Source organism: Rhodobacter sp. 4.3.4 (assembly GCF_058724655.1).
The window spans coordinates 2,946,876-2,967,882 of record NZ_CM178967.1 but is presented as its reverse complement, the minus strand read 5'-3'; the positions used below and the strand labels follow the sequence as shown (position 1 = coordinate 2,967,882).

The window sequence follows — 21,007 nt, the reverse complement described above, 5'->3', positions numbered from 1 at the left end:
TCACCTCCACAGCCCAGGGAAACGCTGCCTCGTCATCCGTCCGCTCGGGAACGGTTCCTGCTCGATCTCATCACGCGAGAGCGACAGCGTGATCTCGGCCGAGGTGCCGTCGGCATTGGTCAGCCGCAGATCCTGCCACTCGGCCTCCACGACATCCGGCGTGGAGGCCTCCACCACCGCCAACGCCACCACCGGTTGGCCCACGAACGAGCGCAGCAGCTCCACCATCCGCGCGTCGAGATTATCCAGCACGATCTGCGCCTGCGCCGGGGCGTCCTCGGCATCGTCGGGCAGCACCGCCGAGGCGACGATCCAGAGATAGGGATCGGTGGCGGGGTCAGCCCCGCGCCAGGTGGAGCGGGTGCCGTAGAGCAGCGGTTCCTCGCTCAGCCGCTCGGTGTTGTCGGTCGACAGCCGGATCGGTGCGTCGAGATCCGGGTGGGTGATCTCGATCAGCACCACCTCGATCTCGGCCGAAACCGGATCGATCTGCGCCTGACGGGCATTGAGGGAAACACGACGGCTCATGGCATCACCACCACTTGAAACTGCTTGCGGAACTCGATGCCCTGCAGGGTCTCGATCGGCGGCGCATCGCCCCATGCGCAGAGCCAGCGCGCCGAGGCCACGAGCGGCACACCGCCCGCGCCAAGCAATGGCGCCCCGGTGGCGCCCAGCACAGGCCAGCCGTCCCGGGTCGGATCGGGTAGCCAGAACAGCACCGCGCCCTCGGCGCAGCTGACCTCGTAAAACGTGTCGAAGATCTCGCGCTGATACGAATTCAGGACCACCGACAGCGAGACCATCTTCGCCACCGCTGAAAACCGCCGCCGATAGCCGGGCGGACCGCTCTCAAAGCCGCGCTTGCGCCGGGCATCCTGCGGTTGCAGCTGATAGCCTGATCGTTCGGGCCGGGGCAGCGTCGTGGGCCAGACGGGATAGCTCATCGCAGCCGCCCCGCCTCAGTGACCCCGTAGACCTGGCGCATGGTGCGCCGCGCCTTGCCCCCCGGCGCCGCGATGCCCGCCGCCACGGCGTCGGAGAGCACATATTTCTGCTGCCGCTGACCGCGACTGTCGGTCACCTCCTGCACCTCCATTTGAAGGGCCGTGGAACTGTTGTTGACCAGCACCGGCTGCATCTGGATGATCGGCGCCACAGCATGATTGGCCGGTGCCCCGGCACCGAGGATGCGCCGCGTCAGGTCGGCAGGAACGATCGTGCTCGGCCCGGTGACATATCCGCCCCCGGCATAGCCAGGCATGCGCCCGCTGCGGATTGCCTCCAGGTTGTCCATTCCGATGCGCCGCACCGAGGCCGCGTCAAACACGTACTCGGCTTCATGCACGACACCAGCAACTTTCGTCGGGTTGCTTCCTCCGGTTGGGCCGCCCCCCGCAAAACCTGGAATTCCGAGACCGCTCATGATCCCAGAAAACAGCGTGCCCCAGAAACCGCCGCCCCCGCCGCCCTGCACGGCGCTACCAAGCGCCTGGCCGAACTTGTCGAACCCTCCGCCCATGGTCCCCAGCTGGCCGGTCGCAAGTGTCGTCGTGGTGCCGAATTTCGCCATTGCCTGTTCGGCGGCGCCCAGCCGGGTGGCCCAGCTCTTTTGCATCGCCCCATCGGAGGGGCGCTCGAACTGACGCATAAAAGCATCGGTCGCGCTCGACACATCCGGCGCCGCCTTCAAGGCGGCCAGCGCACCGGAATGGGTGGTGTTCAGTTCCTTCCAGACGTAATCAAGCTGCCCCTGAATATTGCCCAGGTTCTGACGCCCGCCAAGGGATGCCATCAGACCATCTGCGCGCGGGCCATGGTGCTGGAACAGCCCGTAGCTGGTCGCCACGCCATTCTTGACGTCTCCGGGGGCACGCGGGTCAAAACCACTTTCGCCCGCGATATTGCCCATGATCGCCGCCACCTGATGCGGCTGGAGACCCTTACCGGCGAAGAAGCTCCAGACCTGCTTTTGCACATCGTCCGAGCCCTGCAGCCCGCCCGCGCCAGCAAAATTGGAGCTGGACATCGCCGCCAGGTGCGCAGCGCCAGCCCCGCCGAGGATCACCGTGGCTGCGGTCACGTTCATGCTGGCGACGGTCTGCGCCGCAGCCGTAGCGGCCAGCTTCGAACCGTCGATAGGCCCCGCCTTGCCGGTCATCCGGTCCCAGATGCCTGACAGACCGCCGACATCGAGCATGGTGGCATAGTCGCTGCCAAAGATGGCATTCTTGATCGGGTTAGTGATCGCCAGTTCTTCGAACATCGCGCCGATTTCGGACGCCAGGTTCTCGAAAGCCCCGCCGAGGTCACCTTCCTTCAGCGCATCGAAGATCCCGTCGATCGCGTTTTCGCCAGCCTTCTGCACCGTGTCCCAGGCATCGCTGACGCGATCGAGCTGCGCCTGCAGATCGGCCGACAGTTCGGCTTGCTGCATGATCTGCCGTGCGCGGTCGCTCTCGCGATCGATCCCCGCGGTGCGGATGTCCATCTCGGCCTGATAAATCGCAAGGACCCGGCGCCGCACGGCCTCGCTTTGCCCGACAAGACTCAGCTCAAGCTGCAGCTGACCCACCGTCTGCGCTTGGGAGCGATAGAGATCACGACCCGCCGCCACGAGGCCGAAGGGATCGGCGCTGGACAATCCCTTGCTCGTTTCCCACAGATCGCGCAGCTCTTGCTTGTGGGCCTCGGTCAACTGCGTCATATCCCGAAGTTGCCGTTCGAAATCCTGACGCTCCGCCTCGATCTGCAGGCGCTTCACCTCTAGGCTGTCGGCACCATATTCCGCAGTGGCCTTGGCGATCCTCTGCGTCATTTCGAGATCTTCGGCCAGATCGTAGGGACCGCGCGTCTCCTTCATCACGTTCCGAAGATCGGTCAGGATGCCCAGGAGTTCTTTGCCCCTTTCAACACCGCTCTTGTACGGCGCCCCAATGTCAGTCTTCGCCAGCTCTTTTTCCAGAGCCGCCCGCTCTTCCGTCTGGCCTTTGAGGATTTGCGCGAGCAATGCGGTCTTGCCGACCTCCTGCCCGAACAGGATAGCGGCATCGGTCGCCCCTTCAGAGCCATATTGGGCACGCTCCAGCGCTTCCGCGATACCTTGCGCCGCGGCGATACGGTCCTCGTTCGTCTCTGCGAACTGGTATTTCTGGATTGCTGCGCCAACCTCCGCAGCGCTCATCGCAGTCAGGTTGAACTGCTTTTCCAGCGTGCGGCTGTCGATGACCCCGAAGTTAAGCCACGATTGCATCCCCGCTAGCGCTTCGGAAACCGCCATGATCGACTTCTTGACGTCCTGGGCGGCTTGCATCTGCGCAAGCCCCAGCAATGCCAGGTTCAGCTCCCGGGCCGCCTTCGCCTCGCTTCCGAAATCACCGCTGAGCTCGGAGGTTCCCTTTCGCGCCTCTTTCAGCGCGCGATCGACGGCAGAAGTCGATTTCTCCAGATCGCCGAGCGCCTCATCGAGCGATTTGGCTTGCTCGCCAGACTGCATGAACCATTGCACGGCTGCCGTGCCGAAGCCGATAACGGCCAAAGTGGCCAGGTTCATCGGGTTCAGCATCCCCATGAAGGAGGCCCGCAGCGCTGTCCCGACGCTCAGGCCGGAGGCGCGCAACCCGGTGAAGGTTTGCGTGACCTGCGTGCCCTGCTGCATCATCAGCATCATCGGGTTCTGGCCGGCCATCGCCATCATCGCGATGTCGTTCCACTGGGCCATCAGGTTCGCCGAATAAGCCGCGGCTGCACCTGATCCAGCCGCCGGAACCTGGCTCGGAACGGGCGGAACGACCGGCGGCATGATCGGGGGCGCAGGCACCGGGGCCGGGGTCGGAACCGGCGTGGGCAACGTGGCGGAGAAGCCGCCGATCGACGTGGTCGCCTTGCGCAGGGCTTCGCGCGCCCGGGCCTCCGCCTCGGCCGCGGCGGCGGCCTCGCGCGACGCCCGCGCGGCCTCACGCTTGGCAGTCGCGTTTTGCGCTGTCGCGGCCGTATCCTGCCCCGTCACGGCGGCCGCACCTTGCGTCTCGGCGGCCAGCGCATCGGTCGCGGCCAGCACTTCCTTGGCGGCCGCCGTCGCGCTCGTCGCGTTGCCGCGAAAGATCAGCTCATAGACGAAAGGCCCGCTCATCTCATCTTCCCACGAAAGCGTCGATCGCAGCCCGCTCCATCAGCTGCAGATCCGCAAAATCCACGTCGTCGTATCCACCCCGCCGCAGCGCGACATCGACACCGGCGTAGTCGAGGCCCAACCACAGCGCGCCATGCACCTCGGTCACCTGCCACTGGGTCTGGATGTCGAAAAAGGCCGCGACCGTCCGCGCGTGGCACTGCCAGATCTCGATCACATCCTCGGTGACGGGGGCCTCGATCTTGGCCCCCATCGCAGCAAACTGCGCCGCAAGGTCGGGGGTCGCCACGACAGGACGACTCGGATCGACCCGGCCCAGCCGCGCGCAGATCCAGGCGCGCGCGACGGCCGTCAGTTTCCCCGTTTCGCCTCCTGGCCGAAGTTCGCCTCGGCCAGCGCGGTCATGATCGCCGCACGCCCCCACGACAGCCCGACCAGCGCGTCGAGACGCTCGGTCGAGAACGGCACATCGGCGCCGCGCTCATCGACGATGCCCCGCCAGGAGCGGCAGCACATCCGCATCTGGTCCTTGTCGGCCTCGATGCGCTCGCGATCCGTCGTCGCGGCGGCATGCCGTTCCTGACACGCCAGCAGGACTTCGCGCGGTTGCGCCTCGAACTGCATCTCGAAGCTCTGCTCGACGAACGTGCCCGCATTGTCCGGATCAGGCACGCGCACGGTCACCGGCCACCAGTAGAGGTGCTTGTCGGTCATCACGAATTTCGGCATGGCGGCCTCCTCAGCGCACGATGATCTTCATTTCGTCGCGGCCCAAGACCGGGCACAGACGCAGCGGCAGGCTGTAGTTCGCGACATTGTCGGTCTGGCCCTGCGAGGGCTTGCCGATTTCGACGCCGGGCGCGGTGATCTCGACGATGTTGCCAGCGGTCTTGCCGTGGACGATCGACATCGCGGCGCGGGTCGAGGTCTTCGCGATGCTGAACCAGTCCTTGGTCGCGATCGTATCGGCCACAACAACTGCGGTACCGGTCGCCTTGCGATCAGTGATCTTCATCTCCTCCTCGCCGATCAGGAACCTGGGCGTGACGGTGTTGCCCAGGTCAAGCGACAGGCTCTCGGCACCGCCGGTGTAGCCATGCAGCGAGAAGGTGTCGTTCGCCTTCGAGACCGGCACCGGCGTCGTCCAGCCGGTCATGGTCACGGCAGGAAGGGCGACATCGGCGACGGCCCCAAGCATGCCCATAAAGCTGAACTTGAACTTCGGGATTTGTTTCGGGACGAAGTTCATCGAGACGTTGGCGCGGCCGCCGACGAAAATGTGCTGGACACCATCGCTGTTGAAATAGAGCGTCCCGCTCTCCTGGGCGGCTTCAACGATGGTGTACTCGACCTTGGTGGCGGCGGTGATTGCCTCGGCCAGCCCGCAGACCCGCAGGATCGAGCCGTATTTCGGCACGGTGCCCGCAGCACCGGCCCCGGCGATCTCGATCTCGAAGTCGAGCTTGCCATACATCGCCGTCAGGATCGCACCCTGATTGCCCATGTAAGGCAGCATCAGATCGCGCGAAACCTCGGTCGCCTCCAGCGGCGTGAAGGTGATGTTCGTCGCGATCAGCGCATTCGCGGCCGCGGGGGTCGCATCGACGCCCTGGTTCGTTTCGATCTTGTGAAGCATGGCCAGCGTCGGCCAACGGCGGGATGCCATGATCAGCGTCCTTTCCGGGTCGGGGCCGCGGTGGCGGCGGTGTTCGTGTCGGCGACGGTTTCAGTCGAGAGGTCGCCCGGCACCTCTTCCGCCGCCGACGGGGGCGTCGCGTCGGCCTCAAGGGCCTCGGTATCCGTATTGCGGCTCAGCGCGCCGGTCTCGGGGTCGCGCAGATAGCTGCCGCCTGCGGTGGGCTGCATCATGGTCATGCTCCTGTCAGGAAACGGGCGGTGGCCCAGGTCTGTGCGTAAATGCTGACGCCCGTGCTGATCGGGCTCGTCTCGCCGCCGACCAGCTCGCAAGGCTCGAAGAAGCCGGGGATCACGACGCCCGCCAGTGCGGCTTCGATGTCGGAGCGATAGGCGTCGAAGGCCATCGCGCGCTCGGCGCCCATCATGTCGTCGTAAAGGCGGACCACCGTGCCGACGACGAATTGCACATCGACCTTTTGCCGGAAGCCGCCCCCCATCAGGGCCTGCGGGCGCGCGGTCTCAGTCCACGGCATGATGATCGCAGTGCCGCTTTCGACCTGACCGGCACGGTCGGCCAGCGCATCGATATCCTCGGCGACATCGACACCGGCCCAGCGGGGATCGCTGAGTTGGGCGGTTAGATGGCTCAGGATGTCGGAAAGCATCAGCGCCACCCTGCCAGACGGGAGGGCGTGAAGACCTTTTCGGGATGCGCCGCCATGACGGTGCCGCCCGACACGGTGGCCGGGGTCTCGCCCGTAGCGACCGGCAGGGTGATCAGCCCGCGCGAGACATCCTTCAGGGCGAGGATCGCATCCTTGTAGTCTTGGCCAACATGATCGGGGGCACCATTGCGATGCAGCGTGTAGCGGGCGATGCTGACGGCCCAGCCGCGCACGATCGACGGCACCGAGGGCAGCGGCAGGGCGTATTTCGCACCGACATAGCCGTCGATCGCGGCATCGGCGGTGGCCAGCGCGGACGCGACGATATCGGCGTCGATCACACCGTCGCGGTCGCGATCGGCGATCTGGCGCAGCTCGGCCTCGCCCGCGCGGTCGATCAGGTCATCGAGCGTGGCGTAGGACATCAGCGCGCCTCAAACATCTGCTGCTTGAGCCGATAGCCTTCCAGAGCCCAGATTTTCTCGCGGGCATTGTGAAAGGCAATCTGGCGGCCGATCTCAGCGTCGAAGTTCTCGGGCGCCGCCGCAGCGCTTTCTCCGGTCACGCAATACCCATTGCGCAGCTGAATGCAGGCAACGGTGAGAGTGGTTCCCGGGAACTGATGGTAGTCCACCTGGTCGATGGCAGCATCGATGTCGGACGGCGACAGCCGCGGGGCGTCGCAGCCTTTTTGCTGCAGCTTTTTTTCGAGAACGTCTTCGTCCATGACTTACTCCTGACGCACTTGAGTTGCCGGGGGCGATGCGTGACCGCCCCCGGCGCGGGCGAGGGCCCCTCAGCCCTTCGCCTTGCTGCGGCCCGCTTTCGGCGTGCTCTTGGCGGCTTCGGGATCTTCTTCGACCGGCACCGCGCCATCATCGGCGTGTTGCACCTCGGCCTGGTCGCCCGCTTGGACGGGATCGAGGCTGTCTTCGGTGCCGCTCAGCGGGGGGTCATTCTGGTCTTCAGCCACCGGCAGCGGCCCGCCCTGAAGCTCGATCACCCGCGCTTCGAGCACCTTCAGCTGCGCCTCGGCCGAGAGCGCACGCGCCTGCCAATCGACGACCAAGGCATTCAGGTCTGCCGCAACGTCAGCATTTTCGATCAGCGCGGCTTTATCCTCTGCCAGCACACCGGCCGCGCGCAGTTGCTCGCGCTCGGCATCGGTCACGCGGACCTTGTCACCGGGACGCTTCACCGCATCGCGGATCTTCGCGGGGCCGGCCAGCACCACTTCGACTTCGTCTTTCATCAACGGCTCCTGTCGGTTCGAGAAAGCGGGCGGCGCACCGCCCGCTCCTGAAACCGACCGCCGATCAGGCCGCGGGCGCGCCAGCGTTCTGCAGCAGGAAACCGCCTTCGGCACCGACCAGATAGGGCCGCCGTTCGACCGTGGTCGGATAGATCCAGCTCTCGCAACTCTCTTCGTAGTAGGGCCGCTTGACCTGCGGGTAGCCCATCAGCTCGTAGGTGTAGCCGTAGGCGGGCACCTGGAAGTTGTCGCCGGTCTCCGGGACATAGGCGAGGATCGCGTCATCGCCCCAGACATCGCTGGCCATCGTGTCGTCGGTCGCATTCTCGGGCAGCCAGACCGCCGCGCCGAGCAGGACGCGCTTCACTTCGAAATAGCTCGCCAGCATGTCCAGGGTGACGCTGTCCTTGGAGGTGTACTTGAACTGTTCCTTGACCTTGGGATGCTTCTTCGCCGCGTTTGCCGCCGTCGGGCCCAGGGTGATCGTGTTCGGATAGCGCCCGATCGAGCGCCGAATCGCTTCCTTCGCGGCATCGATATCCGCTTTCGGATTCGACAGATCCGACGTCCAGCGCGCGGTGCCGGTCAGTGCCAGCTTGTGGTTCGCGTCGTAATTGGCCGCGGTGCGCGCCAGCTGAGCGGCGGCGTATTCGTGACCCAGATCGATGACGTTGAGCACCATGTTGACGGCGCCAGAGCCCAGATCGACACCCGGGATGGCTTCGGCTTCCTGCTGATGTTCGACCGGCACCACGCCTTCGAGCGCGTCCTGCACCAGCGCGACCGGATCCGAGGCATAGCCGTATTGCACGCGCTTCTTGTCGGCGCCCGGGGCCCGGCGGGTGTTCAGCATCCGGAAGGCTTCCTTGCCGAACTTCAGGACGCGCATCGAACGGTTGGGGATCGTCACCCTGGGAAACAGCAGGTGCGAGATGAACTCGGAATTGCGATAGCCGCGCGCATAGGTCGAAAGGATCGGATCGACGACTGCGGCAGTACGAACGTTGACGGGCGGGGCCATGGTAATCTCCTCAGCGGATCATGATTTGGACAAGCTCGCCCGCGGCCGCAGCCGTCAGAGCGTTGGCGAAGATGGCGGTGTCGGTGCCGACGACAGCCTTGCGGACACCACCACCGGCCGCGGAACAGAGCGGATCGCCCTTCGCGATGGTCGCTTTCGCCAAGACGGTTTCAACGCCGAGGGACGTCACGCCAATCGGCATGCCAATTTCGGTGGCCGGATATTGCGCAACGCCTTTGACCGGCGTGTTGGCAACGGTGATCGGCGCATCGTCGTAACCGATCAGATCACCGGCGGAACAGAGGGCCGTCACCGAGGCGGTGAGCGTCAGGATGCTGTGGTAGGAGCGGATCATGTTGACCTCCTGTCAGGACACGGCGGAAACAGCGGCCAGGTATTCCGTGCCGGGGTGGGCGCGCATATAGGCCAGCGCTTTTTCATGGCGGGCGAGCCCTTCGGCATCGACGGCCTTGCCATCGGCCGCGAACTGGACGGGCACGGTGGTGGCGGGGTCTTTGCCCAGATCGGTCTCGCCGAAGGTAACCACCTTCGGCTGGGCCGACAGGATGTCGCGCAGCGCCTTGGCCAGATCGACCTTCGCGCCGCCCTCGGCAAAGGCGACGGTCGCGCCCAGGGGCAGCGCATCGAGGACGGCGACGGTCTGATCCTTGACCGCGGGCAAGAGCCGGCCATCGGTGATCAGCCCCTCGGCAAAGGCGACGTTTTCATCGTGACGGGCGGCGGCTTCGCGGGCGGCAAGCGCCGCCTCGCGCGCGGCGATGTCGGCTTCGCGCGCGGCGAAGGCCGGGTCGGGCTGGGTCACAGCGGGCTCCTTCTTGGGGTTGGGTTGATCGCCCGAGAACATCGGTTCGGGCTTGGGGTGGATTTCCATCTCGCTCAGCCATTCGATCCGATAGGCGGGCAGCGCCTTGTCAGCGTCTTCGAGACCGAACTTCTCGATGAGGAAGTCGCGAACGGTGCGCAGGATCGAGGCGGTTTCTTCGAAGCCCCGCTCGCCGAAGGCTGCGGTGAAGACCGTATCGGCGGCACCGGCAAAGCTCGCATTGCGCAGCCCGGGAACCGCCGGGGCCGCGGCGCCGAGGAAACCGACATGCTTGGGGTACCAGGTGCCGGGCACCGGGTTGTGCGGCTGACCGGGCGAAAAGAACGCCATCGAAACTTTGCGGAACCGCCCGCCCTTCACGAGATCCGCAAACTGCGGCTCGATCTGGTCCAGATCCGCCATCAGGCGCTCGGTCCCGGCGTCGTAATGGAACGACTTGATCCAGCCATAGGCCGGGGCGTCGGTGTCCGGATGCCCGACGACAATCGGCGCGGGGGCGGTTTCGGGGTCATAGGCGTCGGCGATCGCCCGCAGATCGCCCGCGGAATAGGTGATCGGCTCGCCCTGCATCGGCGTGAAGGTGCCGGGGCGAAAAACCTCGATGCGCGCGGTGAGGGGGGCGGTGCTGGTCTCGGTCATGGGTCCGTCCTTGGTGACGGACAACCCTTCGCACAGGCCCAAATGCAAAACCCCCGGACACAAGTCCGGGGGTGGCGCTTGGCGGCGTTTCGATCCGATCATAGGCGCGGCGGTGCCGCTCACGCAATGGTCTTCGCCCGGGTCGCTTCGGATTGGCGCGCAGAGCAATCCTAACGGGGGGCTAACGGGGGGGGATGGCTTCTGACGGGCATCCGGGGCCGCGCAACGACCTGAGCCATCAGCGGCGCAATCCGCGTCGCGGCCACCTCAGCCCTCAAGCCAGTCCTGCGCCTGCTCCAGGATCCCCTCCTGATCCGCCGCCGAGATCCCGATATAAGGCCGGGCCGGAATGGTGATCGTGTGCGCCTTGATCGCCACGTCCGCGCCACCCTCCTTGTCGCGCTTGGCAAAGCGCCGCCCGAACATGTAGCGGCTGCCCGCCTGCTTCTTGATCGTGCCGCCCAGCTGGTGGATTGCGGCGTAGATCACCGGGGATCCGACGCGCGCCTCATCATCCGTCGCGATGTAGTTGATCGACCCGGCGAGAGATGATCCCGCCTTACCCTTCGAATTGGAGCGCAGGATCTTGAGCGGCAGCTGCTTGTTCTTGGTCCGAGCCCGAATTGTAGAGGGCTTGAGGGGCGCCCACGGCTTGCCATCAGGACCTGTTTCGGCCTCAAACCGTCGGCTGGTCGAGGCCAGCAGGAGTTCGCCCACGCCCTTGTAGAACCCGCGGGGGTTTTCCATCCGCGCCAGCAGATCCCGCAGCGCCTGGCGCGCGGTGGCCTCCTGCAGCTCAACCGAGATGCTGATGCCCGTCATCGTTGAAATCTCCCTTGGTTTCGGCTATACTTCAGGGGTCGAAGCGGTGCGGCGGTGACTGCCCTTCTAGCCGCTTCGGTGCTGCGGCCCGATCACCCGGGCCGTTTTCGTTTCCAGAGCAGCTTTCCGACCCTTTGCTTGTCGATGTGGCTGTAGTCCGGCTTGGCACGGTTGAAGGATGCGTAACCGGTGACTGCTCCCCACGCCTTGCGCCCGACCTCAAACAGCACTTGCAGCGAAGTCTTCTGATCGACTTTGATGTAGCGCCGCGTGACCATCAGCTCCTCATAAGCTGGGAAGTACCCGGAGACCGCGTCAACTGGCACCGCGCGCACGCCCATCCAGATTTCATCCGGGTTCATGATCGCTTCGGCCAAGAGCGCCGCATATTCACCGCGGCCGCGTTTCATCAGCTTCGACGCTCCAGAGTGTTCAAGGAAGACCTGCTCGGAAATGACGATCTTCGCTCCTGATTGGTCTTCCCAAAGCGCAGCTTTCCCGATGTCGGCACCAAATGGCTCAAGGAATGCCCTCAGATAATCCGGCTCGGGAAGACCTTCAGGCATGCGCTCTGCCGTGAATGGTACCGATGCCGCAATCAGATCCGCCATCGGCTCCGCTCTGTCGATCGACACGACATGATGCCCTTTCAAATCGCCGGTCAAGATCGCACCCCCGTCATTGAGGAGCGCCGACGGCACAAGGCCGCGCTCCCACAGATCGCCCGGCATGTAATCCCAGCCGTAGCCGATCCCCTCGGGAAGCTCGATCACCGCACCAGTGGCCCTGTCGATGTGCTTGACCATCGAAGTCTCAGGTGCCTTGTCCGGGCCGTCCTTGCCCATGCGCCGCAAATCGCCGCGCGAGAGCGTCCGCACCCCGCAGCTGCAGACCCAATCGTTCGGAGGGAAATGCGTATCCCACCACGGATCGTTCCAGAACAGCACCAGGTCGTGCCAGGAGGTGTGCTCCGGCCGCGGGTTCAGCGGCACCCGGGTTTCGCCGTGGCGGTATTGCCAATAGGGCCGCACCTTGACCACATCCGGATCTCGCATCTGCCGAAGCCGACCGGCCATGTAGCTCGTGCGGATGTTCGTCTCGAAAATGGTGCGGATACGCCATTCGCGCCCGCCGTTGTAGGACCAGCCGTATTTCTCGACGAGACGGTCGAACTCGGCCGCGAAGGCCTTGATGTCGTAAGTGCGCGCGCCCTCGATGATCGCCTGCTGGAACTCTTCCAGCATCGCCATGTCGGTGACCCCGGCCACGACAAAGGCGCGGTCGTGATCGCCGTGCATCGCATCCGTCCAGGCGGCGGTCGGCTTGCCCCGCTTTTGCGTCAGGAAATCGATCTGTTCGCGGAACTCCTGACGGGTCAGATCGACCTCGGCAAAGCTGACGTCCTCCCAATCCGCGAAGACCGCCTCGCGCCCCTCCAACGCGGCCAGCTGCATCGCCTGGGAAAAGAGCGCGGTCAGCGCATCGGGCGTCCAGGTCGCGCCGATCTCCAGCACGGCCCTGGCGGCTGCGTCGAAATCCTCGGCCGTCTCGATCGCCTTGCGCACGGCGGTCACGCGCTTGGTGAAATGGCGCTCGGCAGCAGCGATGGCCTGATCGGTGATCCGCTCGACCGGCCCGCCCGGCTCAGCGAAGCAGACGTGCCGATGCGTCAGGCTTTTTTTTTGAGCCAGGCTGCGGCGAAGGTCGGATCGTCTGTGACGAACGGATCGGGCGCGGCGGGCGCGGTTCCGAAGGCGCGCCGCGCCTCGACCAGCGCATCGATCGTCTTGTCGCTCAGGCCTTGGGTGACGTCGAACGACAGGATGTATTCCCGGGCCACCTCGTCATCTTCGAACCGCGCCGCCTCGGAAACGACGGTGCGGATCGCCTTGGCTGTGGCCTCGGCCGCGTCCGCCTGGCTTTTCTTCGTCGCGGCGGCGGCTTGGGCGTTCTTCGGCCGTTCGCGCCAGATCTTCGGCACGGCCGCCCCGGGCAGGTTGTAATCGACGATCCACTGCAGGAGCTGCTCGGTCAGCGTGCCCGAAAGCAGATCGCCATCGCCGTCGGCCAGCATATCCAGCATTTCCATATGCACTTCGCCCAGCGCGCGGTTGCCGCCGGACTCGCCGACCTGCGTCGTCAGCGTCTCGCCGGTGGTGGCGATCGAGATCTGCCGGTCCCAGTAGTTCAGGAACTGCTCATAGGTCACGCTGCCCGACCGGCTCGCCTCCAGGAACTCTGCATCCGTGCCCATCGGCACGACAATCGCCGAAGAGGTGACGGCGCCCTGCAGCGTGGTCAGCAGCTTGCGCTGCTCCTCGGGCAGCGATCCGATCGGGCTTTTGCCCACGATCGTCGGCCCGGCGAACTTCTCCAGGAAGTGCAGCCAGAAGGTGATGCCCTCGCGCTTGAACAGCACCGGCCAGAACAGTCGGCTGCCCAGCCCCAACCCATAGGGGTTTTCGCCCTTCACGCCGACCCGGTGCACGATGAACTTGCGCTCGGGCAGCTCGATCCCTTCCGACATCGCCGTCCAGGTCAGCAGCCGCGGCCGCCACTCGGTGTCGAAGACAAAGCGGCGCTGGTCAATCGACTTGATCTTGACCGGTTTAATCCGGTTGCCGTCGCGGCCCCAGACCACTTCGCTGACCGCATAGCCCTTCAGAGTTGCGTCGAGCAGGCCCTTGCAGACCTGGTCAAAGGGCAGCGCCCCGATCATTTCGCGGGCCAGCTCGGCCGCGGCCTTGTCGATCGGGCGGTCGCCCCCGGCCTCGACCTTCCACTCGCGCGAGATCAGCGCCCCCTTGCGCTTTTCGAGCATGGCCCCGGCATGGGTGTCGCGCTCGATCTCGTCATAGATCTTCAGCCCCTTGCCGCCGCCCTGGCTCAGCAGCGTGTCGTCGGAATTCTGCAGCACCCCGCTGAAAAACGGGATGGTGATGTCGTTCCGGGCATTGGCGATCAGCGCCGTGGCCGCGGCGGGCAGGTTCTTGCGGGGCTGTTCGGCGAAGTCGGCCATGCGGATCTTGCGGTGACGGCGGCTCATGGGGCTTCCCCTTTTTTCATGGCGGCAAGGATCTCGCGCTCGATCTTCGTGGCGTCGGGGCAGTCTAAATACCAAGGCTGGTGCTTCACCCTGTGAACCGTGCCATCCCACATGGTGATGATCGGGACGCTCTCGCTCCCGTTCATGTAGTGCCGGTGATCCCACTCCATCGACGCGACAAAGGCGGGGTTGATATGTCGGTCCCGGTCAATGCGGATCATCTCTGCCTCCAGAGGATATCGAGCTCTGCCGGGATGCTCGCTAGGCGCTTGCACCGCGACCACAGACGGTCGATTGCGGCTTGAGGCTTGTCTTTGGCGCTCGCCGTTTGGATCGCACGTCGCGTTTCCAAAGGGATGCGATGCCAGTGCCGCCCACAAATCCACTCGCCCTGGTCTGGGCGGCGGCTGGATCGCGAGCATCCATCGATGCAACATTCGACCAGGTGACTTCCCATCACCCTCTCCTCAACCGATAGCCGCCCAGCATCCCGCCGCTCGAGGACGCCCCGGACGTCAGCATTTCCCCACCGCCGCCGCCCTTGGCGGCGTAGAACAGGGTGTTCTGCCAAAGCATGTCGAGCGCGTCCGGACCGTCGTCATGATCGCCGTTCGGCCATTGCTGCAGCTGGTCGATCAGCGTGCGATGCGCCGTGCTGAACCGGATCAGGCCCGCGGCCACCGGGGGCTGCAGGCGCTCGATGCGCAAATCCTTGTCGGCCGATGGCGTGATCGGCACTGCCGAAATGCCAACACCCTCCCGGGCGGCCCGCGTCATCAGCTCGGTGCGCAGGAATTCCTGAAACTGCACCGTTTCGACGAACCACATCAGCGCGCGATATTCCCGTTGCAACGCGATCGTGTCGGCGATGATCAGATCGGGGAGGCGCTTGCGGATCGAGGCCTCGACCACGTCGAGCTTCCCGGCCAGGCGATCGAAGCCGCCGATCAGAATTGCTGACGGGTCGCGGCCTTTGCCCGCCTTGCCCAGGCTCGGGTCGATCGACCCGAAGAAGATCCACTCCCGCAGCGGCTGCACCCAATAGGTCAGATCGCCAAACGGGTTGCCCTCGCTGATCGGCTGGTTCTGATATTCGGTCTGGAAGGCGGCTTTGTCGGCCGCGCGCTCCAGCATCAGGAACAGCAGCGACTGCACCGACGGCCAGTTGACCACCGCGCCCTGATCCATATCGGCCTTGCGCGCCTCATAGAACGCCTTGGCCGCGTCCGCGCCGTCGTTGTGATAGACCTCTTCGAACTGGTCCCAGAGGTCCATGCGATCTGGGAACTTCACCACCGCCTGGAACTCGGTCACGCGCCAGCCGGGCGCCTTCGCGGCGCGCACGATCACGGCGTCGAAGTGCAGCACCGTGCCGACCCAGATCACATCCATGCTGCCATCGGGCGGGCCGACCTTCAGCGCGGCGCGATAGATCCAGTTCCAAAGCTTGGTGCGCTGCTCGGGGCTGCGCACCTGTTCGTCGTTTTCGATGTCGTCGAGAAACAGCAGATCGGGCCGATACGGGCCATGACGTCGGCCCCTGATCTTTTTCGCCGCGCCCAGACCTTCGACGCGGATGTTGTTGCGCGTGACGATCTCGCCCTCTCGCCACAACCGCCCTTGGCCGCAGGCGTCAGGAAAGTCGTTCTGCAGTCGCACGTTGTTCTCAAGTTCGGCCTTGATCGCCTCGATCAGCAGCGCCGCCTGTTCATAGACGTCGCAGACCTCGATGATGTAGCGCTTGAGCCCGCGCATGATGCAGTAGAGGGCAAAACCCAGCGACAGGTGCGTCGATTTCGAGGCCCCGCGCGGCGCGACGAAGAGATCCCGCACGCCCTTTTCCGACGCGAGGATCTCCGGCACCCGGGCGAAGATGTGCTGGTGAAACAGGCTGTGCTCGCCCTTCACATAGTGGGGCAAGTAGGTTTCCATGAAGAACTGGAAGCCGTCAGCCTCGGCCACCCGACGCAGACGCTCTTTCCTGGCGGCCGGATCGGGCGCGAAGGCCTCGACGCTCAGTTCGATATGGCGGGCAAATTCGCTCGCCATTTCCGCGATCTTCTCGCGGAAGTCCTTCGAGCTGACGGCGGCCTTCAGCTTCGGCCGCCGGGTCATGACGTATAGATCTCGGCCAGCCGCTCGCTGAAGGGCTCGATGATCTCAAGGATCGCGGCCGAGTGCTGCGGGAAGTTCTCGCGCACGAAATCCAGCATCTCGCGCATGACATGCTGCGCCACGCCCAGCTCCGAGATCTTCGGCGCAAACTTCTTGGCGCTGGCGGCCATCTTCGTCATCGCGTCCGAAAGCGAGACGAGCATTGCGACCTTTTCCTTGGTCGAGTGCTCGCCGGACTTGATCTCTTCCAGGATCTCCTGCGCCTGCATCATGAAGTCTTCGACCACGGTCGAAACCACGGCCTCGACGCCTTCGCCGGCGATCACATGGGCGGTGCGGGCCTTCTCCCAGTCGTCGCCCTGTTCTTTGGCGGCCTTTTTCCAGCGCCCGACGGTCGCTTCCGAAATGCCATAGGCGGCGGCGATGGTGGCGGCGGTGAAGCGCCGAAAGACATAGTCGGAACGGGCCTTGCGGCGCACATCCTCGTTATTGCGCGCCATTGAGGCCTCCCGAGATGACGAACTTGATGACGGCGGCCAAAAGGCCGCCCAGGATCAGGGTGATGAGCCAGCTGATGCCAGACCTGATCGACTTGAGCGTTTCGGTGGTGCTTTGGCGCCATTCGGTCATTGTCGCACCATCGATCTCGATCTTGCGGATCCGCTCCTCATGCGCGTCGATGCGCTTGTGGGCACGTTCGACCGACTCGGACAGATGCGTCGGCACGGCGGGATGGCTGGGCAGCGCGGTCATTTCTGCGCCCCCGCCCATTTCGCGACCATGTCCTTGGCCGTGTGCCCGCCCATGTAAAGACCCATGTAGATCCCCGAGAGCGTCAGCAGCTGGTCAACGGGCATCTGCGGCATGGCCGTGCCGAAAGCGGCATTGACGACATGCAGCACGATCACCGACCAAAGCCAGAGCGCGGCCAGCAGATACATGCCCGCAGGGCGCCAGGCGCGCATCCAGAGCGGTTCCGAGGCCTCGGCCGCCAGCTGCGCGCGCTGCAGCTCCAGCCCGGAGGCGTAAAGCGCAATCAGCTCCGGGCTGCGCTCCTCGACCGTGCGCAGCGCCTGCGTGACGGCCGCGGGCTGATCCTCGGCCGCCTGATCAAGCTGATCGACCGGCACGCCGACCTGATCGGCGACCGCGCCGAGGATTTCGCCAGCAAGCTGACCGGCGCCGTCGCCGAATTTACGGGCGACGATCTTCTCGACGACTTTCAGACCGGCCGATCCGGCCAGGGCAACAAGGGCGGACATCAGATGCTCCTCAGGGCAGCGGCCAGGCGCGGCGCGCGGCGGTGGATTTTCGCGGCGATCACGTCGCGGTATTGCCAGGCGAGCCACAGGCCCCACAGCCCGACCGCCCCGGCGGCGGCGCCGATCGCCCAGGGCTGCGCCGCGATCCAGTCGGTGATGTCCGACATGCCCGCCGGGGCCGTGGCGCTGATGCCGGTGGCCGTGGTGCTGACACTCGCCACGGCGACAGGTTTGGCCTTCTCGGCGGCATCGATGCGCCGCTGCAGCGTGGACAGGGTGGCGCGACCGATTTTGCCGTCCGCGGTCAACCCGTGGTCGTTCTGGAAGCGACGGATCTCGGCCGCGGGAATGGCGGCGGAATCGAGCCCGACCGGATAGCCGAGCTTGTTGAAGGCCGTCATCGCCGCGATCTTCTCGGCGAAATCCAGCTGCAGCACCCAGCGCGCGACACTGACCGAGGGCCGCGAGGGCTCGCTCAGCACCGGGTACATGCCGTCGATCAGGATGCGCAATTCGCGCTCGCGGCGCGCAACGAGGCCCGGCAAGACCTTGCCGCCGCCCTTGTTCCAGAGCCTGTATTTCGTCTCGATCGCCGACCGCGCGGCCTTGCGCGCCCAGAGCGGCACCCAGGTCGCCCGGCCAATGGCGCCGGTATTCCAGTCAAACAGCACGCCCGCATCGAATTCGTGCTGCCTGGCCCCGGTCATCACCAGGGCGACACGGGGCTCGTATTTGGCAGTGAGGGCCTTGCGGGTCAGATCGCGCGATTGCTGGGCCGTGATCACCATGCCAGCTTTCGGATTTACGACGCCCGAGGCGGCAGTCAGGCCGGGGCCGATGCTCCATTTCCCCGCGGGGCACCGATAGGCCTGCAGGACATTACCTTCCTCGAGCTCAAGCGTCTCGATGCCTTTTTCGCTGGTTTTCATGGCTGCCTCGCGCGTTTTCCCAGCCTTGCCACGCGCGCGAAAGCAAAACCCCCGGACACAGGTCCGGGGGCGGTCAATCGTCGGGGAAAAGGGGCAGCTGATCAGGTGGCCTGTTCGCCAGCCGCCTGACATGGCGCTGCGAGATGCCCAGCGTGGCGGCGATCTCGCGTCGCCCGCGCCCGGTATCCGCCAGCCGCTGCACATCAAGACGGCGCATGCGGCTGCGGCCGTGAGGCACATAGAGCCGTTGCCCGGACAGGAAATGGCACAGCTTCGCCGCGACACCCTCGCCCAGGACCTTCACCAGCTCGGCCGAGGGCTTGCGGCGCGGAAACTCAACTTCCTGCCCCCCGAAATGTTGCATGAGACTGAGGGCAACGCCAAGCCCAAAGGTTTCGGCGACATCGACAAGCGACTCTGGCACGTCAGGGGCGATGGTCATGGCAATCTCCGGGGCGCGTGAGGGGGAAGCGTCAGGGGCAGGACTATTTTAGTCCGGTTCCCTGACAGAGAGTGAGAGGCAATTTTTCGCTCCGGAGACACCGCGCGAAAGCTCGACGTTCTCCCCGGCCACATCAGAGCTTCCCCAATGAAGCCGCGCGGATGGCAACCATCTTTTTCAAGTGCTCGACGGCTTTTTCCGTTCTCACCAGCGCAGTGGACGGGGCACCATCTTCGACGTAGATCAGCGCCACAGTGAGAAGCTTTATCGCTTCGTCAGCATGCTCGGCGCAGCTCATATTTTCGATGTCGGCGTCTCCAACCAGCGGAACATCAATCTTCGCGGTCATTTCAGCCCCCAGAACGCAACGGCGGTGACCACGATCATCGCGCCTGGCGCGGCGACGGTGAGCCAGTAATGATCGCGCAGATAGTCGAGCACGAAGGTCTTCATTTCTGATCTCCCTCTCTGGGCAATTCGGTGGGGATGTTGTGGCGCTTGCACCAGGCCTGCAGGGCCTCGATCACGTTGCTGATCTGCTTGGCGTCGGTCATCCGGTCTATGTCGATCGGCACCGCGCCCCAGGCGGCGCCGTAGCGCGACCGGATGAAGGCGTTCAGCCCCTTCGCGCCCGCCACCTTGGCCACGCCTGCCTTGTGCAACAGGCCCCAAAGGACATGGCAGTACCGGACATCGCGGCGGGCGGCGGGGGCGCGCTTGCCGCCGGTCTTCTGGAAACCCATGCGCTTCAGCTCGTCAAGAACGGCGGTTTTCTGACGGTCTGTCATCAGCTTCAGCGAGGCCTGACCTGTCACGCGCTCCAGCATGGCCCGGTAATCGTCCTCGGCCATGTCCAGCTTGCCCTTGGCGATATTGATCACGGCATTCAGATTCATGACAGCCCCGCATGCGCTTTAAGGATCGTCAGCTCGATCTCTTCGGCCCCGAAGTTCATCGGAGCCGCCTCGATGTGAAACACGGCGCCCGTGCACATCGTCACCTTCAGCGCCCGAAAGCCGCTGGACTGGGAAGTGGGTCCGCAGACCCACTCCATCGCCGCGACGAACTGCGGGTTGATATGCACCCCGAAGTCGGTCGAGATCATCACAGGAGACCGGCCCGGGCGCGCAGAACCTGCAGCAGCTGGGTCTGCCGCTCGATCGTCACGCCGACGCAGCCAGCCCTCGTAACTTTCCCAATACTGACGCTCGGCGCCGATCGTCGGCTCGCTGCGAAGCGGCGCACAGGCCTTGCGGACGATGACGTTCACACCTCACCGCCTTTCGCTGCTTCGGCCCCGGCTGGCGTCAAGGTCCAGCGGTAGCCGTAAAAACCATTCGGGACACAAGACCGCGTCACCAGCCCATCGCTCTCGGCTGATTTGAGGGCCGCGTTCACACGGTGCGTGCTGATCTCCCCATGGGCGCGGCGCACTGCATCGGCGACATAGGTGGTATGGGCCAAAAAACGGTCATATCCGGCCAAATGGTGCAAAATGGTTTTGCGGAGCACTGGCGCGTTCATACCGCACCGCCTTTCGGGGGCGGCAGCCCCCTGACGGGGGCGGGCAGTGCCAAACGTGCCTGGGCTTCGGCTTTGCGCGATTTCTGCTTGGCAGCCGCCGCCTTGGCCGCGCGCACCGCCTTCGTCTCGGTGTCGAGCTCCCTGAGGGAGTGCAACAGATGGTTGAACTCCCAGAGGTCGGTGCATTCGACCTCGATCTTGACGATCGAGACCGTGCCCTTGGTGGTGGCGGAATAGGACTTCAGGCGCGTGCCCTCGTCCTTGGGAGTGATGATAAGCATCACGCCCGCCCTCCGGCTTCACCGGTGACCTCGATCATGGTCGAGTGAAACCCTTCGACCTCGCCCGCAAGCGACCGGATCGCCTTTCCCATGGCGTCGTACATCGCATCGCCCAAGGCGCGCGGATCGGTCGAGGCCGAGATCGCGTTGATCATGATGTTGCCGACATGCGCGCCGATAACCCGGCCGATAAACGCTGGCGCGCGGCCGTCTGCAACCAGTCGGAGCATTTCGATCTGTGCCGAGAGCATCGACTCGAAGAACCGGTTCTGCGCCTCGTAGCCCTGCCGCTGGAGGTCGCTAGTGGCCGAGGCCATCACCCTTGCATGACCCTCGTCGCGCATGTGCCGCATCTGCCTTTCGATTTCGGCGAAGTCGAAGTGAACGTATCCCAT

30 protein-coding genes are annotated in these 21,007 nt (G+C 65.0%); all 30 read right to left on the bottom strand.

Annotation, left to right across the window (positions count from 1 at the left end):
* Positions 1 to 528, bottom strand: a complete 528-nt coding sequence (locus AC4PTB_RS14700; protein ID WP_492190620.1) for a hypothetical protein — start codon at positions 526 to 528, stop codon at positions 1 to 3.
* Complete coding sequence (locus tag AC4PTB_RS14695; protein WP_492190619.1) at positions 525 to 947, bottom strand: hypothetical protein; 423 nt, start codon at positions 945 to 947, stop codon at positions 525 to 527. The genes AC4PTB_RS14700 and AC4PTB_RS14695 overlap by 4 nt, the downstream gene beginning before the upstream one ends.
* Positions 944 to 4,132, bottom strand: a complete 3,189-nt coding sequence (locus AC4PTB_RS14690; RefSeq protein WP_492190618.1) for a phage tail tip lysozyme — start codon at positions 4,130 to 4,132, stop codon at positions 944 to 946. The genes AC4PTB_RS14695 and AC4PTB_RS14690 overlap by 4 nt, the downstream gene beginning before the upstream one ends.
* Before the next feature lies 1 nt (position 4,133).
* Positions 4,134 to 4,421: a DUF1799 domain-containing protein gene (locus AC4PTB_RS14685; protein WP_492190617.1), complete on the bottom strand. Its 288-nt coding sequence runs from the start codon at positions 4,419 to 4,421 to the stop codon at positions 4,134 to 4,136.
* A gap of 62 nt (positions 4,422 to 4,483) precedes the next feature.
* Positions 4,484 to 4,861, bottom strand: coding sequence for a hypothetical protein (locus tag AC4PTB_RS14680; protein ID WP_492190616.1), 378 nt, complete (start codon positions 4,859 to 4,861; stop codon positions 4,484 to 4,486).
* A gap of 10 nt (positions 4,862 to 4,871) precedes the next feature.
* On the bottom strand, positions 4,872 to 5,798 hold the full coding sequence (locus AC4PTB_RS14675) for a phage tail tube protein (protein WP_492190615.1): 927 nt from the start codon (positions 5,796 to 5,798) through the stop codon (positions 4,872 to 4,874).
* A gap of 2 nt (positions 5,799 to 5,800) precedes the next feature.
* Positions 5,801 to 6,001, bottom strand: coding sequence for a hypothetical protein (locus tag AC4PTB_RS14670; RefSeq protein WP_492190614.1), 201 nt, complete (start codon positions 5,999 to 6,001; stop codon positions 5,801 to 5,803).
* A gap of 2 nt (positions 6,002 to 6,003) precedes the next feature.
* Entirely contained in the window at positions 6,004 to 6,435 is a 432-nt protein-coding gene (locus tag AC4PTB_RS14665) for a phage tail terminator protein (protein ID WP_492190613.1), read from the bottom strand.
* Entirely contained in the window at positions 6,435 to 6,860 is a 426-nt protein-coding gene (locus AC4PTB_RS14660) for a gp436 family protein (RefSeq protein ID WP_492190612.1), read from the bottom strand. The genes AC4PTB_RS14665 and AC4PTB_RS14660 overlap by 1 nt, the downstream gene beginning before the upstream one ends.
* Positions 6,860 to 7,162 carry a Gp49 family protein gene (locus tag AC4PTB_RS14655; protein ID WP_492190611.1) on the bottom strand — a complete coding sequence of 101 codons (303 nt, stop codon included), beginning with the start codon at positions 7,160 to 7,162 and terminating at the stop codon, positions 6,860 to 6,862. Before AC4PTB_RS14655 ends, AC4PTB_RS14660 begins: the two co-directional genes overlap by 1 nt.
* A 69-nt stretch (positions 7,163 to 7,231) precedes the next feature.
* On the bottom strand, positions 7,232 to 7,687 hold the full coding sequence (locus AC4PTB_RS14650) for a hypothetical protein (RefSeq protein ID WP_492190610.1): 456 nt from the start codon (positions 7,685 to 7,687) through the stop codon (positions 7,232 to 7,234).
* A 64-nt stretch (positions 7,688 to 7,751) separates the two neighbouring features.
* Positions 7,752 to 8,708, bottom strand: a complete 957-nt coding sequence (locus tag AC4PTB_RS14645; protein ID WP_492190609.1) for a major capsid protein — start codon at positions 8,706 to 8,708, stop codon at positions 7,752 to 7,754.
* Positions 8,709 to 8,718: 10 nt separating this feature from the next.
* Positions 8,719 to 9,063, bottom strand: a complete 345-nt coding sequence (locus tag AC4PTB_RS14640) for a hypothetical protein (protein ID WP_492190608.1) — start codon at positions 9,061 to 9,063, stop codon at positions 8,719 to 8,721.
* Between the two features lie 12 nt (positions 9,064 to 9,075).
* Positions 9,076 to 10,191, bottom strand: a complete 1,116-nt coding sequence (locus AC4PTB_RS14635) for a hypothetical protein (protein ID WP_492190607.1) — start codon at positions 10,189 to 10,191, stop codon at positions 9,076 to 9,078.
* Between the two features lie 267 nt (positions 10,192 to 10,458).
* Positions 10,459 to 11,013 (bottom strand): phage virion morphogenesis protein, encoded by a 555-nt coding sequence (locus AC4PTB_RS14630; protein ID WP_492190606.1) that lies wholly within the window; start codon positions 11,011 to 11,013, stop codon positions 10,459 to 10,461.
* Between the two features lie 92 nt (positions 11,014 to 11,105).
* Positions 11,106 to 12,587, bottom strand: coding sequence for a PBECR2 nuclease fold domain-containing protein (locus AC4PTB_RS14625; protein WP_492190605.1), 1,482 nt, complete (start codon positions 12,585 to 12,587; stop codon positions 11,106 to 11,108).
* A gap of 95 nt (positions 12,588 to 12,682) precedes the next feature.
* Complete coding sequence (locus AC4PTB_RS14620) at positions 12,683 to 14,059, bottom strand: DUF935 domain-containing protein (RefSeq protein ID WP_492190604.1); 1,377 nt, start codon at positions 14,057 to 14,059, stop codon at positions 12,683 to 12,685.
* A complete protein-coding gene (locus tag AC4PTB_RS14615) occupies positions 14,056 to 14,280 on the bottom strand; it encodes a hypothetical protein (protein ID WP_492190603.1) in 225 nt (74 codons plus the stop codon). The genes AC4PTB_RS14620 and AC4PTB_RS14615 overlap by 4 nt, the downstream gene beginning before the upstream one ends.
* Positions 14,281 to 14,515: 235 nt before the next feature.
* Complete coding sequence (gene terL, locus AC4PTB_RS14610) at positions 14,516 to 16,174, bottom strand: phage terminase large subunit (protein WP_492190602.1); 1,659 nt, start codon at positions 16,172 to 16,174, stop codon at positions 14,516 to 14,518.
* Entirely contained in the window at positions 16,171 to 16,674 is a 504-nt protein-coding gene (locus tag AC4PTB_RS14605; RefSeq protein ID WP_136907100.1) for a DUF1804 family protein, read from the bottom strand. Before AC4PTB_RS14605 ends, terL begins: the two co-directional genes overlap by 4 nt.
* Complete coding sequence (locus AC4PTB_RS14600) at positions 16,661 to 16,927, bottom strand: hemolysin XhlA family protein (RefSeq protein ID WP_444460344.1); 267 nt, start codon at positions 16,925 to 16,927, stop codon at positions 16,661 to 16,663. The genes AC4PTB_RS14605 and AC4PTB_RS14600 overlap by 14 nt, the downstream gene beginning before the upstream one ends.
* Positions 16,924 to 17,436 carry a 3TM-type holin gene (locus AC4PTB_RS14595; protein ID WP_492190601.1) on the bottom strand — a complete coding sequence of 171 codons (513 nt, stop codon included), beginning with the start codon at positions 17,434 to 17,436 and terminating at the stop codon, positions 16,924 to 16,926. Before AC4PTB_RS14595 ends, AC4PTB_RS14600 begins: the two co-directional genes overlap by 4 nt.
* Positions 17,436 to 18,365: a lysozyme gene (locus AC4PTB_RS14590; RefSeq protein ID WP_492190600.1), complete on the bottom strand. Its 930-nt coding sequence runs from the start codon at positions 18,363 to 18,365 to the stop codon at positions 17,436 to 17,438. Before AC4PTB_RS14590 ends, AC4PTB_RS14595 begins: the two co-directional genes overlap by 1 nt.
* A gap of 73 nt (positions 18,366 to 18,438) precedes the next feature.
* Entirely contained in the window at positions 18,439 to 18,807 is a 369-nt protein-coding gene (locus tag AC4PTB_RS14585) for a hypothetical protein (RefSeq protein ID WP_492190599.1), read from the bottom strand.
* A 133-nt stretch (positions 18,808 to 18,940) separates the two neighbouring features.
* Positions 18,941 to 19,156 (bottom strand): hypothetical protein, encoded by a 216-nt coding sequence (locus AC4PTB_RS14580; RefSeq protein WP_492190598.1) that lies wholly within the window; start codon positions 19,154 to 19,156, stop codon positions 18,941 to 18,943.
* 100 nt (positions 19,157 to 19,256) lie between these two features.
* Entirely contained in the window at positions 19,257 to 19,703 is a 447-nt protein-coding gene (locus AC4PTB_RS14575) for a regulatory protein GemA (RefSeq protein WP_492190597.1), read from the bottom strand.
* Positions 19,700 to 20,077: a hypothetical protein gene (locus tag AC4PTB_RS14570; RefSeq protein WP_492190596.1), complete on the bottom strand. Its 378-nt coding sequence runs from the start codon at positions 20,075 to 20,077 to the stop codon at positions 19,700 to 19,702. Before AC4PTB_RS14570 ends, AC4PTB_RS14575 begins: the two co-directional genes overlap by 4 nt.
* Positions 20,074 to 20,319: a hypothetical protein gene (locus AC4PTB_RS14565; RefSeq protein ID WP_492190595.1), complete on the bottom strand. Its 246-nt coding sequence runs from the start codon at positions 20,317 to 20,319 to the stop codon at positions 20,074 to 20,076. Before AC4PTB_RS14565 ends, AC4PTB_RS14570 begins: the two co-directional genes overlap by 4 nt.
* Before the next feature lie 8 nt (positions 20,320 to 20,327).
* Entirely contained in the window at positions 20,328 to 20,612 is a 285-nt protein-coding gene (locus tag AC4PTB_RS14560) for a hypothetical protein (RefSeq protein ID WP_492190594.1), read from the bottom strand.
* Complete coding sequence (locus tag AC4PTB_RS14555; protein ID WP_492190593.1) at positions 20,612 to 21,007, bottom strand: hypothetical protein; 396 nt, start codon at positions 21,005 to 21,007, stop codon at positions 20,612 to 20,614. The genes AC4PTB_RS14560 and AC4PTB_RS14555 overlap by 1 nt, the downstream gene beginning before the upstream one ends.

Bases quoted from the DNA above. Each gene is read 5' to 3' on its own strand.
- AC4PTB_RS14700 (WP_492190620.1), bottom strand. From the start codon at position 528: ATGAGCCGTCGTGTTTCCCTCAATGCCCGTCAGGCGCAGATCGATCCG.
- AC4PTB_RS14695 (WP_492190619.1), bottom strand. From the start codon at position 947: ATGAGCTATCCCGTCTGGCCCACGACGCTGCCCCGGCCCGAACGATCA.
- AC4PTB_RS14690 (WP_492190618.1), bottom strand. From the start codon at position 4,132: ATGAGCGGGCCTTTCGTCTATGAGCTGATCTTTCGCGGCAACGCGACG.
- AC4PTB_RS14680 (WP_492190616.1), bottom strand. From the start codon at position 4,861: ATGCCGAAATTCGTGATGACCGACAAGCACCTCTACTGGTGGCCGGTG.
- AC4PTB_RS14675 (WP_492190615.1), bottom strand. From the start codon at position 5,798: ATGGCATCCCGCCGTTGGCCGACGCTGGCCATGCTTCACAAGATCGAA.
- AC4PTB_RS14670 (WP_492190614.1), bottom strand. From the start codon at position 6,001: ATGATGCAGCCCACCGCAGGCGGCAGCTATCTGCGCGACCCCGAGACC.
- AC4PTB_RS14665 (WP_492190613.1), bottom strand. From the start codon at position 6,435: ATGCTTTCCGACATCCTGAGCCATCTAACCGCCCAACTCAGCGATCCC.
- AC4PTB_RS14660 (WP_492190612.1), bottom strand. From the start codon at position 6,860: ATGTCCTACGCCACGCTCGATGACCTGATCGACCGCGCGGGCGAGGCC.
- AC4PTB_RS14655 (WP_492190611.1), bottom strand. From the start codon at position 7,162: ATGGACGAAGACGTTCTCGAAAAAAAGCTGCAGCAAAAAGGCTGCGAC.
- AC4PTB_RS14650 (WP_492190610.1), bottom strand. From the start codon at position 7,687: ATGAAAGACGAAGTCGAAGTGGTGCTGGCCGGCCCCGCGAAGATCCGC.
- AC4PTB_RS14645 (WP_492190609.1), bottom strand. From the start codon at position 8,708: ATGGCCCCGCCCGTCAACGTTCGTACTGCCGCAGTCGTCGATCCGATC.
- AC4PTB_RS14640 (WP_492190608.1), bottom strand. From the start codon at position 9,063: ATGATCCGCTCCTACCACAGCATCCTGACGCTCACCGCCTCGGTGACG.
- AC4PTB_RS14635 (WP_492190607.1), bottom strand. From the start codon at position 10,191: ATGACCGAGACCAGCACCGCCCCCCTCACCGCGCGCATCGAGGTTTTT.
- AC4PTB_RS14630 (WP_492190606.1), bottom strand. From the start codon at position 11,013: ATGACGGGCATCAGCATCTCGGTTGAGCTGCAGGAGGCCACCGCGCGC.
- AC4PTB_RS14620 (WP_492190604.1), bottom strand. From the start codon at position 14,059: ATGAGCCGCCGTCACCGCAAGATCCGCATGGCCGACTTCGCCGAACAG.
- AC4PTB_RS14615 (WP_492190603.1), bottom strand. From the start codon at position 14,280: ATGATCCGCATTGACCGGGACCGACATATCAACCCCGCCTTTGTCGCG.
- terL (WP_492190602.1), bottom strand. From the start codon at position 16,174: ATGACCCGGCGGCCGAAGCTGAAGGCCGCCGTCAGCTCGAAGGACTTC.
- AC4PTB_RS14605 (WP_136907100.1), bottom strand. From the start codon at position 16,674: ATGGCGCGCAATAACGAGGATGTGCGCCGCAAGGCCCGTTCCGACTAT.
- AC4PTB_RS14600 (WP_444460344.1), bottom strand. From the start codon at position 16,927: ATGACCGCGCTGCCCAGCCATCCCGCCGTGCCGACGCATCTGTCCGAG.
- AC4PTB_RS14595 (WP_492190601.1), bottom strand. From the start codon at position 17,436: ATGTCCGCCCTTGTTGCCCTGGCCGGATCGGCCGGTCTGAAAGTCGTC.
- AC4PTB_RS14590 (WP_492190600.1), bottom strand. From the start codon at position 18,365: ATGAAAACCAGCGAAAAAGGCATCGAGACGCTTGAGCTCGAGGAAGGT.
- AC4PTB_RS14585 (WP_492190599.1), bottom strand. From the start codon at position 18,807: ATGACCATCGCCCCTGACGTGCCAGAGTCGCTTGTCGATGTCGCCGAA.
- AC4PTB_RS14580 (WP_492190598.1), bottom strand. From the start codon at position 19,156: ATGACCGCGAAGATTGATGTTCCGCTGGTTGGAGACGCCGACATCGAA.
- AC4PTB_RS14575 (WP_492190597.1), bottom strand. From the start codon at position 19,703: ATGAATCTGAATGCCGTGATCAATATCGCCAAGGGCAAGCTGGACATG.
- AC4PTB_RS14560 (WP_492190594.1), bottom strand. From the start codon at position 20,612: ATGCTTATCATCACTCCCAAGGACGAGGGCACGCGCCTGAAGTCCTAT.
- AC4PTB_RS14555 (WP_492190593.1), bottom strand. From the start codon at position 21,007: ATGGGATACGTTCACTTCGACTTCGCCGAAATCGAAAGGCAGATGCGG.